This window comes from Ectothiorhodospira lacustris (assembly GCF_022227845.1).
In the GTDB taxonomy this organism is placed as follows: Bacteria; Pseudomonadota; Gammaproteobacteria; order Ectothiorhodospirales; family Ectothiorhodospiraceae; genus Ectothiorhodospira; species Ectothiorhodospira lacustris.
This window is the reverse complement of the sequence record NZ_JAJNQN010000017.1, coordinates 81,148-93,750: the sequence shown is the minus strand read 5'-3', so window position 1 is coordinate 93,750 and position 12,603 is coordinate 81,148. Positions and strand designations below refer to the sequence as shown.

The window sequence follows — 12,603 nt, the reverse complement described above, 5'->3', positions numbered from 1 at the left end:
AGATTCATCCACCATTGCGATGGTCAGGCACCTTCCAGTCTGGGGGCTGCGCAGGTGGCTGATTTCCTCCAGTATCTTGCGGTCACACGCAATGTCTCCATTAGTACTCAGAACCAAGCCTTGAACGCGCTGGTCTTCCTGTTCAGTAAGGTGCTTGAACAACCCCTTGGAGATATCGGCCCATTTTCCAGGGCGAAACGCCCCAGGCGATTGCCCACGGTGCTCTCCCGGGCAGAAGTGCGGCGCATGCTTGGCGAACTGGCGGGGGTTCCCTGGCTCGTCGCCTCTCTGCTCTACGGGACCGGTATGAGACTGATGGAATGCCTGCGGATTCGCGTACAGGACGTGGAATTTGACCGGGGATTGATCATGGTGAGATGCGGCAAAGGGAACAAGGACCGGATCGTGCCCTTGCCGGAATCGCTGGTTGGCCCGTTGACGGAGCACCTGGAAACCGTGCGTGCCCTGCATGCCAGGGATGTTGGGCAGGGACTGGGGGAAACCCTTTTGCCTGACGCACTGGCACGGAAGTATCCCAATGCCCCTCGTGAATGGCGTTGGCAGTTTGTCTTTCCCAGCGGTCGCCTTTCGGTAGATCCGCGTTCGGGGAAACCCCGCCGCCACCATCTGCACGAAACCGCTGTACAAAAGTCCGTCAAGGAGGCGGCTAGAAAGGCGGGCATTCACAAGAAGGCCAGTTGCCACACATTGAGGCACAGTTTCGCAACCCACCTGCTGGAGCAGGGGTACGACATCAGAACGGTGCAGGAACTGCTGGGGCACAGTGATGTGTCCACCACGCAGATTTACACCCATGTACTCAATCGCGGCGGTCTCGCCGTCAGAAGCCCCCTGGATGCCTGAAACACCCTTCGCCCCCCGCTGCCCGTCCAGCGGGAGCTTCCTTGGATAACCGCCCTCTCCTGCCCTACCCCATTCGGGCCGCACGGGTTCCCTGTACTCCATGTCCCTTTCCGCTGCATGGTCCTGGAGTCGAGGTTAGCCCATTTTGTGATCCATTGCCTGTTTCAGGTCAGGTTTGCCACGCCCCCCGAGCATTCCATTCAGGGTAGGCACGGACGGAGCAGGTTGCCGAGGATGAGGGTTTGCCTCACGGCCGTTCGTCCAGTTCCGCCCCTTCCTTCTTCACCGGCAGCATGACGCTGCGATCCACGCCCATTACCAAGGCCACGGCCGCCTCGTAACGTTCCTTCTGCAACGCCAACGCCTTGTTAAACACGAACCGGCACGAGCCAGCAAAACGGCGCATTTGCCGTTCCTGCTGGCCGTCGGGGCGTAGCTCAAACTTGAAGGCCTGGAGTTGTTGCATGCAGATAGCATAGTTTGGTCTATGAGCAAAGAAAACGATATTCGGCACGGTCGGCATTGCGTTTTCAAGATGCGCGTTCATTTGATCTTTGCGGCGAAATATCGCCGCAAAGTATTCGATGCCGACGCCATCAACCGGCTATGCACGATCTTCGCCAAGGTCTGCGCCGACTTCGAGGCACAACGGATCGAGATGGACGGCGAGGACGATCATGTGCATCTGCTGGTGGAATATCCGCCCAAGGTGGCCGTCTCGAACCTCGTGAACAGTCTCAAGGGCCTCTCCAGCCGTCTGCTTCGCAAGGCCCGGACATCGAGAAACGCTACTGAAAGGGCGTGCTATGGTCGCCGTCCTACTTCGCATCCTCCTGCGGCGGCGCGCCGATCTCCATCGTGCGCCAGTACATCGAGCAGCAGCAGACACCTCACTGAAACCCAAGGACGGCTACGCCGTCCCTATCCTTCCCCGCCCTGAACGGCGGGGCTTGTCGCGCACTGGGTCAATGCGCTCCAGCCAATAAACCTGTAACACTCAGGTCTTCATCAATATCTGGCCAATGGATTCCTTCTCCATCTCCTAGAAGCTCCCAGTTTTTCAACTGTTCTTCCGAAGCACTGGATAAGCGAGGAAACCAAACCAGTGGCACAGTGATTGTGCGGCCATCCACAAGCTCGACGACAAGTGCCACATCGGTGCATCTAACATTATGAGCTTGAGGGTGAAGCTCAACTGCCAAAGTACCCATTCCAGACCTCCAAAATAGTATCTCTGTTTTCAATAACCAATTGCTCGAGTTTCCTCAATTCCTTGGGTGAAAATCGGGTTGAGCCTGCAAGGGCAACTGGCTGTAACCAGAATTTTGCCAGCATTCGCTCCTGCTGAATATGTATATGAGCTGGCTCACCGCTCTCATTACTGTAGAAGAAGAAACGGTAAGGGCCAATTCGCAATACTGTTGGCATACTCTATGTTCACTCGTCAAAAGACTCTGTGTCTCGTTACAGCTAACACATAAGCGTTTATCCGCTGTGCGCAGCATGGCGGATAAAGGTCTGTTGGACGAAGCCACGTACTGCACATCTTTATAATGGGGATTGTATTTTTGGCGGCGGGCCAGGCAGGCCATGAGCGGCGCTTTGGCAGGTGTGGATTACCTGTGCGGGTTCCTTCAGCCACTGTGGAGCCATGCAGGGGGGTTCCTTGGCAAGTGTCTTCTGAATGAACATAGCCTGATTGTTGGCCCTGTTTCAATGTTTTGCCCGCACTCAGGCCCGGCCCTTCCGGGGGCCGTTGTCAGCGTGGTCCGTCACCCGCTATTTTTCAATCACTCAACATCGTCGTGCCTTGAGCGACTGGTTATGCATTATTCGTAGTGGCTCCAGAGGCGGAGGACCTTTACCACTTTCTCGTCTTCGAGCACTTGGTACGCCAGGCGATGCTGGATATTGAGGAGGCGTGAATAGGCACCAGCAAGGTCACCAATGAGCTTCTCAAACGGAGGCGGCTTGCGGAAGGGATCTTCTGCCATCAGTTCCAACAACTCCCGGGCCTTTGGCTTCACGCCAATGGTTTCGTGGGGATATGCCGGCCTTCCGAGGCATCCCCCACGGCAAACCCCGGCTATCGGCTCACGGCCGGTCGTCCAGTTCCGCCCCTTCCTTCTTCACCGGCAACATGACGCTGCGATCCACGCCCATCACCAGGGCCACGGCCGCCGCCACGTAGATGGATGAGTAGGTGCCCACCACGATGCCGATGATCAGGGCCAGGGCAAAGTTCTGGATCACGGCGCCGCCCAGCAGGTACAGCGCCAGCAGCACCAGCAGGGTGGTCACGCCGGTGATGATGGTACGGGCCAGGGTCTCGTTCACAGAGAGGTTCATCACCTGCTCCGCCCCCTGCTTGCGCAGCTTGCGGAAGTTCTCGCGGATGCGGTCATAGACCACGATGGTGTCGTTGAGTGAATAACCGATCACCGCCAGCACCGCCGCCAGCACGGAAAGATCGAACTCCAGCCAGAACAGGGAGAAGATCCCCAGGGTGATGATGACGTCGTGGACCAGGGCGGTCACCGCCCCCACCGAAAAACGCCATTCAAAGCGCAGGGCCACGTAGATCAGGATCCCGATGAGGGCGTAGATCATCGCCAGACCGCCCTGCTCCCGCAGCTCCTCGCCCACCTGGGGACCGACGAACTCCACCCGGCGCAGCTCCACGCCGGCCGGACCGCCGCCTCGCAACACGTCCAGGACCTCCTCGGACAGTTCGGCGGTATTTTCACCGTCACGGGGAGCGAGCCGAATCAACACGTCCCGGGAGGTGCCGAAATACTGCACGGTGGCCCGGCCGAAGCCGCCCGTCTCCAGCTGACTGCGGACTTGCTCCAACTCCACCACCTCTGGATACCCCACCTCGATAAGGGTACCGCCGGTGAAGTCGATGCCGAAGTTCAGGCCGCGAAATCCCAGCAGCAGCAGGGAACCGATGATGAGCACCAGTGAGACCACCAGGGCGATACGGCGCTGGCCCAGAAAATCGATATTGGCCTTGGCAAAGTTGAGCTTCATGGTCGTCCCCGGGTCAGATGGCCAGCGTCTTGAGGCGACGCTGACGTCCATAGGTCAGGTTGATGATGGCGCGCGTCACCACGATGGCCGTGAACATGGACACCAGGATGCCGATGGACAGGGTGATGGCGAAACCCTTGATGGGGCCGGTACCGAACATGAACAGCACCAGGGCCGCAATCAGGGTGGTGATGTTGGCATCGGCAATGGTGGAGAAGGCCCGGTCATAGCCGGCCTTGATTGCCGCCTGAGGCGAATTGCCGTTGCGCAACTCCTCCCGGATGCGCTCGAAGATGAGCACGTTGGCATCCACTGCCATCCCCACCGTGAGCACGATCCCGGCAATCCCCGGCAGGGTGAGCGTGGCCTGGAGCAGGGACAGGATGGCCACGATCAGGACCAGGTTCAGGGTCAGGGCCACGTTGGCCACCAGACCGAACACCCGGTAGTACAGGGCCATGAAGATCAGCACCAGGAAAAAACCGATGGCCACCGAGTTGAAGCCCCGCTCGATGTTGTCGCGCCCCAGACTCGGGCCGACGGTGCGTTCCTCGACGATGCTCATGGGCGCGGCCAGGGCACCGGCCCGCAGCAACAGGGCGAGGTTGCGGGCCTCCCGGGTGCTGTCCAGCCCGGTGATCTGGAAACGGCGACCCAGCTGCTCCTGGATGCGGGCGACGTTGATGACTTCTTCCGTGCGTGTGGTGCGCCGAACCAGCTCACCATCCTCCTCCACCGTCTCGGTGCTGGTCTCAATGAAGACCACACCCATCAAACGGCCCACATTCTCACCGGTAACCCGACTGAAGATGCGGGCGCCCTGGGCATCCAGGTTGATGAACACCGCCGGACTGCCGCTGTCCTGGGCGATGCCGGAAGAGGCGTCATTGATGAAGTCGCCGGTGAGCATCACCTGGCGCTGCAACAACACCGGGGTGCCGTCACGTTCGAAGTAGAGCCGGGAATTGGCCGGAGAACGCCCGGTTTCAGCCGCGGTGAAGGGGTCGCTGCTCTCGTCCACCAGGCGGAATTCCAGGGTGGCGGTGGCGCCCAGGATCTCCTTGGCCCGGGCGGTATCCTGCACGCCGGGTAGCTGGACCACGATGCGGTCCTCACCCTGCTGCTGGATCACCGGTTCGGCCACCCCCAGCTCGTCCACCCGGTTGCGCAGGGTGGTGATATTCTGCTGCAGGGCCAGGCGCCGCTGGGCCGCCAGATAGTCGGAGGTCACGGTGCCGCTGAGGCGGAACACCTCGCCGGACTGGGTGGTACGGAAATCCAGATCCCCCCGGTATTCCCGCCGCAATACCCGCAGGGCCTCGTCACGGCTGTCGGCATCGGCAAAACGCGCGTGCACGCCGTCGGCATCCCGCTCCACGCTCAGATAGCGGATGCGGGCATCCCGCAACTGGGTGCGGAATTCACCGGTGTAACGCTCATAGATGTTGTCGGCCACCGCATCCATATCCACTTCCATCAGGAAATGGACGCCGCCCCGCAGATCCAGCCCCAGGGACATGGGCCGGGCGTTGATGGCACGCAGCCAGCCGGGGGTGGCAGGGGCCAGGTTCAGCCCCACCACATGGTTCCCCGGCAGGGCCGTACGCAGGATATCCGCGGCCAGCAACTGGTCATCGGCGCTGCTGAAGCGCAGCATGAACTGAGCCCCGTCGAACTCCGTGGACTTGATTTCCACGCCCCGCCCTTCCAGCACGGCCTGGATCTGCAGCCGGGTGTCTGCATCCACCACGTCCGTGGTGGAGTTGGCCACCTGTACCACCGGATCCTCCGGATACAGGTTGGGGAGCGAATAAATCACGCCCACCAGCATGACGACCACGATCAGGACATACTTCCAGTAGGGGTATTGGTTCATGACGGGACCAGATGTGGACTAAAAGTGAAAGGCTGGATCAGATGTCCTTGATCGAACCCTTGGGCATTACGGTGGCCACGGCCTGACGCTGGACGTTGACCACGACACCTTCGGAGACTTCCACCTTGATGAAGTTTTCGGTCACCTGGGTGATCTTGCCCACCAGGCCGCCGTTGGTGACGATCTCGTCACCCTTGTTCAGGCCGTCCACCATGGACTTGTGTTCCTTGGCGCGCTTGCTCTGGGGACGGATGATGAGGAAATACATGATCGCAAAGAAGATCACGATCATGATCAGGAATTCGATGAAACCACCGCCGGCGGGCTGCCCGGTCTGGGCGTAGGCGTCGGAAATGAAGAAGCTCATGGGCGGGACTCCTTGAATTGAATGGATAATTGACACGGTTCAGGACGTTTTAAGGCCGACATTATGTCACAGACTGTGGGGTTTGCGCGCGCCGCTCATGGAAGGCGCAGGCCCAGTCCTCCAGGGTGCCGGCGGCAATGGCCTGACGCATCTCCCGCATCAGTGTCTGGTAGTAGTGCAGGTTATGGAGGGTGGCCAGACGGCTGGCCAGGATCTCGTTGCACTTGTCCAGGTGTTTCAGATAGGCCCGGGAATAGTGACGACAGGTATAGCAGTCACATTCCGGATCGATGGGCAGGGTGTCGTCCCGGAAACGGGCATTGCGAATCCGCATCACGCCCTGATGGGTATAGAGAAAGCCGTTGCGGGCATTGCGGGTGGGGATGACACAGTCGAACATGTCCACACCCCGACGCACCGCCTCGACGATATCCTCCGGCTTGCCCACCCCCATCAGATAGCGGGGCCGATCCACCGGCATCAGCGGGGTGAGCCCGTCCAGTACCCGGTTACGTTCCGCCTCCGGCTCACCCACCGATAGCCCGCCGATGGCATAGCCGTCAAAACCGATCTCCACCAGCCCTTCCAGGGAACGGCGCCGCAGTTGCGCGTACATGCCGCCCTGGACGATGCCGAACAGGGCCGACGGATTGTCGCCGTGGGCGATCCGGGAACGGGCCGCCCAGCGCAGGGACAATTCCATAGAATGGCGGGCCTGGTCCTCGGTGGCAGGATAGGGCGTGCACTCATCGAAGATCATGACGATGTCCGAACCCAGCGCCCGCTGGACTTCCATGGAGCGCTCGGGGGTGAGCAGGATCTTCGAGCCGTCCACCGGCGAGGCAAAACGCACCCCTTCTTCCGTGATCTTGCGCAGCTTGGCCAGGGAAAACACCTGGAACCCGCCGGAATCCGTCAGGATCGGCCGCTCCCAGTGCATGAAGTCGTGCAGGTCCCCGTGGGCCCGGATCACCTCGGTACCGGGCCGGAGCATGAGATGGAAGGTGTTGCCCAGGATGATCTGGGCACCCAGGCCCTCCAGCTCCTCCGGGGTCATGGCCTTAACCGTGCCGTAGGTGCCCACGGGCATGAAGGCCGGTGTATCCACCACGCCACGGTCGAAGATCAGGCGCCCGCGGCGCGCGGCCCCGTCCCGGGCCATCAATTCAAACTGCATGTATCAAAGTTCCGTTGGTTCGAGGGGCCGGCGGGTCATGAACATGGCGTCGCCGTAACTGAAAAACCGGTAACGCTCGCGCACCGCGTGCCGGTAGGCCGCGAGCACCTGATCCCGGCCGGCAAAGGCGCTCACCAGCATCAGCAGGGTGGATTCGGGCAGATGGAAATTGGTCACCAGGGCGTCCACCACCCGAAAATCGTAACCGGGCACGATAAACAAACGGGTATCTCCCTCGAACGGGGCCAGAGCGCCCCCCCTGGCGGCGCTCTCCAGACTGCGCACGCTGGTGGTGCCCACCGCCACCACTCGACCGCCTCGGGCCTTGCAGGCCGCCACCTGGTCACAGGTCCGCGCCGATACCTGCACCCATTCGGCGTGCATGACGTGCTCACGGATATCCTGCACCCGTACCGGCTGGAAAGTACCCGCCCCCACATGCAGGGTCACGGAAGCCGTTTCGACCCCTCGGGCGCGGATCCGTTCCAGCAGGGTTTCATCGAAATGCAGACCGGCCGTGGGTGCGGCCACGGCGCCGGGGCTGCGGGCAAACACGGTCTGGTAGCGCCGGCGATCGTCGCTGGTGTCGGGACGGTCGATATAAGGCGGCAACGGCATGTGGCCATGTCGCTCCAGCACCTCCAGCACGGGATCGGTGAAGCGCAGCCGGAACAGGTCACCTTCCCGGCCCAGCACCTGGGCTTCCGCCGCCTCTTCCAGCCACAGCCAGACCCCGGCTCCGGGAGATTTGCTGGCGCGCAGATGGGCCAGCACCTGATGCCGATCCTCCAGGCGCTCTACCAACACCTCCACCCGCCCGCCGGAGTCGCGTTTGCAGCCGTGCAGGCGCGCGGGGATGACGCGGGTGTCATTGAACACCAGCAGGTCGCCCGGCCGCAGCAGGTCCGGCAAATCCCGGACGCAGCGGTCCGCCAGGGTGCCGGAGGGACCATCCAGGCGCAGCAGCCGGGAAGCGCTCCGCTCCGGCAACGGCGCCTGGGCAATCAGCTCGGGAGGAAGATCGAAGGTGAAATCACTGACTTGCATGGCGCGCGATGGTATCAGGAACCGTGGAGAGGGGCCATCGACATGACGGGGACCCGATCGGTCAGCACCAAAATATTATTGGCGCTGACCATGCCTGGTCGTTATAATGCTCAATCCCCACCTTGCCGGGATGGCGGAACTGGTAGACGCGCCGGACTCAAAATCCGGTTCTGGAAACAGAGTGCGAGTTCGATTCTCGCTCCCGGCACCATGAAAAACCCAAAGGTCTGCGTGGCAGCACGGTGTCTGACAACAGGACGCCCATGTCACCTCCGGCCTTTCAAGCGGCCACCGCCACGAGGAGCGCGGATGTCCGCTTCATCACGACATCCATCCCTATCCGCGTTTCGCAGGTATCCCCTTGAATCAAGTACAGACCAATCCGGCCGATTTCCGTGCCCTGGGCCTCATTGAACCCGTTCTGACCGCCCTGAACGAGGCCGGTTACGAAGTCCCCACCCCCATCCAGGCCCAGAGCATCCCGCCGCTGATCGCCGGGCAGGACCTGTTGGGCCAGGCCCAGACCGGCACCGGCAAGACCGCGGCCTTCGCCCTGCCCCTGCTCTCCCGCCTGGACCTGAGCCGCAAGGACACCCAGATCCTGGTGCTGGCCCCCACCCGCGAGTTGGCCATCCAGGTGGCCGAGGCTTTCCAGACCTACGCCCGACATCTGCCTGACTTTCATGTCATGCCCATCTACGGCGGCCAGGCCTACAGCGTTCAGCTGCGCCAGCTGCGCCGGGGCGCCCAAGTGGTGGTAGGAACGCCGGGCCGGGTCATGGACCACATGCGCCGGGGCACCCTGAACGTGGAAGGACTGACCGCTCTGGTCCTGGACGAGGCCGACGAGATGTTGCGCATGGGCTTCATCGACGACGTAGAGTGGGTGCTGGAACAGACCCCGGAGAGCTGCCAGCTGGCCCTGTTCTCCGCCACCATGCCCGACGTGATCCGCCGCGTGGCGCGCAAGCATCTGAAGTCGCCCCAGGAAGTGCGTATCGCCGCCGCCACCACCACCGCCAACACCATTCGCCAGCGTTACTGGCGGGTCAGCGGTCTGCACAAGCTGGATGCCCTCACCCGCCTGCTGGAGCATGAGGACTTCGAGGCCATGCTGGTATTCGTGCGCACCAAGACCGAGACGGTGGAAATCGCCGAAAAGCTCACCGCCCGCGGCTATGCCGCCGAGGCCCTGAACGGGGACATCCCCCAGAAACTGCGGGAACGCACCGTGGACCGCCTCAAGCGGGCCCAGGTGGACATCGTGGTGGCCACGGACGTGGCTGCCCGGGGGCTTGACGTGGACCGTATCAGCCACGTGGTCAATTACGACATTCCCCATGATACCGAGTCCTACGTTCACCGTATCGGCCGTACCGGCCGTGCCGGTCGCAAGGGTGAAGCCATCCTGTTCGTGGCACCCCGGGAACAGCGCATGCTGCAGGCCATCGAACGGGCCACCCGTCAGCCCATCGAACCCATGCACATGCCCTCTGCCCGGGATGTGAACGAGCGTCGCATCGACCGTTTCAAGCAGACCATCACCGACACCCTGGTGGGTGAGGACCTGTCCTTCTTCCAGAACCTGGTGACCGAATACGTCCAGGAACACGATGCCGACCCCCAGGAAATCGCTGCCGCCCTGGCCCATATGGCCCAGGGTGATTCTCCCTTACTGCTGGATGAGCGATCAGCCCCCGCCGCGCCCCGTGCCATCGAACGCGAACGTGAGCAGGGCGGCCACAGAGATCGGGATGCCGCACCGCGTCGCGCCCCCAGGGGCGCCCGCGGCGGGGAAGACACCGGCATGCAGAGCTATCGGGTCAATGTGGGCCAAGTCCACGGCCTCAAGCCCGGCAACCTGGTAGGCGCCATCGCCAACGAGGCGGGACTGGACAACCAGCACATCGGCCGCATCAACATCGGGCCGGAGTGCTCCACCGTGGATCTGCCGGCCGACCTGCCCCGGGAACTGCTTCAGCACCTGAAACAGGTCTGGGTATGTGGACAGCGCCTGAACCTGGCACCGGCCGATGGCCGTGAAGAACTCGGCGGTTCCGGCGGCGGTTTCCGTGACCGTCGCGGCCCCGGCGGCCCCGGCGGCAAGCCGCCCCGCAGCGCCGGCCCGAGAAAGCCTGCCGGGCGCGCTGGCAAACCCGGCATGGACCGCCCCGGCAAGCCACGGCGCCGCGGCATGTAAACACCGCGTCCGGCCCTCGCCGAACTGACCAAAGCCCGGTTCCGCCTGATCAGCGGACCGGGCTTTTTTATTGTCCGCGCTCATCAATGAGGTTTGCGTTGCCGATAGAAAAAAACTTGTTGCAGTTTTCCACACAAGGTTTATAAGGCGACGTAAATCACAGCAACCGTGGAGACACGACAGCATGGCAAGGGCCCCCGAATCCCTTCTGGCGGATGATGAGGATGACAGCGTTGACTGGAAGGAATCCGACAGTTCCACGCGCCTTTCGGCGCGTCGCTCCCTGGAACTACTCCTGGAGCGCAGGGCCCTGAAGCGTCAGTTGGAGGATGCCTTCGACGAGAACGGCTCGGGTCTGAATGACCTGGACTGGTAGGCAGGATGTGCTGGAGGACGGTGTCTCATTCCTGCCCTGGGAATCCCTCCGGCGCCATCTGCAATACCAGGGAGACCCGGCGGTTCTGTGCCCGGCCCTGGAGGGTGTCGTTGTCCGAAACCGGCTTTGTGTCGGCAAATCCTGATGCCTGAAGGCGCTCAGGCGCCACACCTTCACTGATCAGATGACGTACCACCACCGTGGCCCGGGCCACGGACAGCTCCCAGTTGGAGGGGAAGCGCTCCGTGGCGATGGGCACGTTATCCGTATGTCCTTCCACGGTCACCCGTGCCACTTCAGGGCCGAAGATGGGGGCCAGACGGCTGAGCAGTGCCACGCCCTCCCCCAGCAACTCCGCCCGGCCACTGGCAAACAGGATGCCTTCGCGCATCCTAAGCTCCACCTGACCCGGCGTGGTCAGCACGTCCACATCCTCCAGGCCGCCGCTCTCGGCCAGGGACTCGGTCAGATCCCGGGCCAGCCGCTCGGCCTTGCCGGGGGATGGGGCCGGAGGGATGGCTTCCACAATCGGGGGGACGATGGTTTCCTGGCGGGGATAACCCAGTTCCACCGCCAGGGAGTCCACCAGTTTGAGCTGGCTGTCCGCATCCACGGTGGTATAGGCCAGCAGGATCACGAACAGCACCAGCACCAGGGTCAGCAGATCCACATAGATGAGCAGCCAAGCCTGGTCATCATCCCGATCCATCGCCGGTTCCCCATGGGAGCCCCGCGACCAGGGCGGTGGAAAATGCGGGGCGGCCTCCAGTTCATCCTGCAACAGCTGCTTGCGCAGATCCTGATCCTCGCTACCGCCGCATTCTCCGGCCGGATCAGCGGGAGCGGGGGGCACCGGCCTTTGGGGAGGCAGGGTCACGGTGTTCCTCCTTCATCCTCAAGTCGTCCTGATGATGCGCCATGAAGGACTTGAGGGTTTCCCGGATATAGGCCGGTGAACGTCCCTTGCGCATCAGCGTGACCCCTTCCAGCACCATGTTCATCAGGATGATGCGCTCTTCCGTGCGTCGCTCCAGCTTGATGGCAATGGGTTTGAAAACCAGATTGGCCAGAATCAGTCCGTAGAAAGTAGTGATGAGGGCAACCCCCAGATTCACCGCAATCACGGCAAAATCGTTGGTATCGGTGGCCAGCAGCATGTTGATCAGGCCGATCAAGGTGCCCAGCATACCGAAGGCGGGGGCATACATGGCCATGGTGCGGAAGATCTGGGCCTCGGCATGTTCCCGCCGGCGCAGCTGGCTCATGCGCCATTGCAACAGATCGTTGATGTCCTCCATGGGCGTGCCGTCAATGACGAGTTGCACCCCTGTGCGCAAAAACGGGTTACGAATCCCGTCGAGCCGGTTATCCACCGCCGCCAGCTTGCCGCTGAACCAGAGCCTGGACACCTCGACGATCTCTTCCATGTCCTCACGGAAGAAATAGCGCTCATTGCGCAGTACCAGCAGAAAGACGCGGAACACCCGCACCACTTCGTGAAGGGGATAGCTCAGCAGGGTGGCGGCAATGGTGCCGCCCACCACGATGCCCAGACCAGGCAGGTTGAGAAATACCCCCAGATCCTGAGAGGTAAACGCAATCACACTGGCCAGCAGCACCACACTGCCGACCATGCCCAGCAAGGTGGAAGGGTTCATGGCGG

General features: G+C 62.1%; 13 protein-coding genes, 1 tRNA gene and 2 pseudogenes. 5 read left to right on the top strand and 11 right to left on the bottom strand.

Features of this window, described 5'->3' with window-relative positions:
* Positions 1 to 864, top strand: an 864-nt coding sequence (locus LQ956_RS12510; RefSeq protein ID WP_255722488.1) for an integron integrase, incomplete at its 5' end; no start/stop codon positions are given.
* A gap of 247 nt (positions 865 to 1,111) precedes the next feature.
* Here the strand turns inward: LQ956_RS12510 and LQ956_RS12505 are convergent.
* Positions 1,112 to 1,330: a helix-turn-helix domain-containing protein gene (locus LQ956_RS12505; RefSeq protein WP_238630099.1), complete on the bottom strand. Its 219-nt coding sequence runs from the start codon at positions 1,328 to 1,330 to the stop codon at positions 1,112 to 1,114.
* 21 nt (positions 1,331 to 1,351) lie between these two features.
* Between LQ956_RS12505 and tnpA the strand changes: the two are divergent.
* Positions 1,352 to 1,761, top strand: a pseudogene (gene tnpA, locus LQ956_RS12500) (IS200/IS605 family transposase).
* Positions 1,762 to 1,829: 68 nt separating this feature from the next.
* On the opposite strand, the gene LQ956_RS12495 reads toward tnpA, so the two are convergent.
* From LQ956_RS12495 to queA, 8 genes and pseudogenes are all read right to left on the bottom strand, one after another.
* On the bottom strand, positions 1,830 to 2,075 hold the full coding sequence (locus LQ956_RS12495) for a DUF2442 domain-containing protein (RefSeq protein WP_238630098.1): 246 nt from the start codon (positions 2,073 to 2,075) through the stop codon (positions 1,830 to 1,832).
* A complete protein-coding gene (locus tag LQ956_RS12490) occupies positions 2,056 to 2,292 on the bottom strand; it encodes a DUF4160 domain-containing protein (protein ID WP_238630097.1) in 237 nt (78 codons plus the stop codon). The genes LQ956_RS12495 and LQ956_RS12490 overlap by 20 nt, the downstream gene beginning before the upstream one ends.
* 401 nt (positions 2,293 to 2,693) lie before the next feature.
* Positions 2,694 to 2,894: pseudogene (locus LQ956_RS12485) on the bottom strand (Txe/YoeB family addiction module toxin); the annotation flags it as partial.
* A gap of 64 nt (positions 2,895 to 2,958) precedes the next feature.
* A complete protein-coding gene (gene secF / locus LQ956_RS12480) occupies positions 2,959 to 3,897 on the bottom strand; it encodes a protein translocase subunit SecF (protein ID WP_238621209.1) in 939 nt (312 codons plus the stop codon).
* A gap of 13 nt (positions 3,898 to 3,910) precedes the next feature.
* Positions 3,911 to 5,773 (bottom strand): protein translocase subunit SecD, encoded by a 1,863-nt coding sequence (gene secD / locus LQ956_RS12475; protein ID WP_238630096.1) that lies wholly within the window; start codon positions 5,771 to 5,773, stop codon positions 3,911 to 3,913.
* Positions 5,774 to 5,810: 37 nt separating this feature from the next.
* Positions 5,811 to 6,140: a preprotein translocase subunit YajC gene (gene yajC / locus LQ956_RS12470; RefSeq protein WP_238621211.1), complete on the bottom strand. Its 330-nt coding sequence runs from the start codon at positions 6,138 to 6,140 to the stop codon at positions 5,811 to 5,813.
* A 61-nt stretch (positions 6,141 to 6,201) separates the two neighbouring features.
* Entirely contained in the window at positions 6,202 to 7,317 is a 1,116-nt protein-coding gene (tgt, locus tag LQ956_RS12465; RefSeq protein WP_238621212.1) for a tRNA guanosine(34) transglycosylase Tgt, read from the bottom strand.
* Positions 7,318 to 7,320: 3 nt separating this feature from the next.
* On the bottom strand, positions 7,321 to 8,364 hold the full coding sequence (queA, locus tag LQ956_RS12460) for a tRNA preQ1(34) S-adenosylmethionine ribosyltransferase-isomerase QueA (RefSeq protein WP_238621213.1): 1,044 nt from the start codon (positions 8,362 to 8,364) through the stop codon (positions 7,321 to 7,323).
* Positions 8,365 to 8,488: 124 nt separating this feature from the next.
* Between queA and LQ956_RS12455 the strand changes: the two genes are divergently transcribed.
* The 3 genes from LQ956_RS12455 (at position 8,489) to LQ956_RS12445 (ending at position 10,940) form a co-directional block, all read left to right on the top strand.
* A tRNA-Leu gene (locus tag LQ956_RS12455) sits at positions 8,489 to 8,575 on the top strand.
* A 150-nt stretch (positions 8,576 to 8,725) separates the two neighbouring features.
* On the top strand, positions 8,726 to 10,564 hold the full coding sequence (locus tag LQ956_RS12450; RefSeq protein ID WP_238621214.1) for a DEAD/DEAH box helicase: 1,839 nt from the start codon (positions 8,726 to 8,728) through the stop codon (positions 10,562 to 10,564).
* Positions 10,565 to 10,748: 184 nt separating this feature from the next.
* Entirely contained in the window at positions 10,749 to 10,940 is a 192-nt protein-coding gene (locus LQ956_RS12445; RefSeq protein WP_238621215.1) for a PA3496 family putative envelope integrity protein, read from the top strand.
* Positions 10,941 to 10,965: 25 nt separating this feature from the next.
* Here the strand turns inward: LQ956_RS12445 and LQ956_RS12440 are convergent, their stop codons facing one another.
* On the bottom strand, positions 10,966 to 11,817 hold the full coding sequence (locus LQ956_RS12440) for an OmpA/MotB family protein (protein ID WP_238630095.1): 852 nt from the start codon (positions 11,815 to 11,817) through the stop codon (positions 10,966 to 10,968).
* Entirely contained in the window at positions 11,774 to 12,598 is an 825-nt protein-coding gene (locus LQ956_RS12435; RefSeq protein WP_238621217.1) for a motility protein A, read from the bottom strand. Before LQ956_RS12435 ends, LQ956_RS12440 begins: the two co-directional genes overlap by 44 nt.
* Between the last annotated feature and the right edge of the window lie 5 nt (positions 12,599 to 12,603).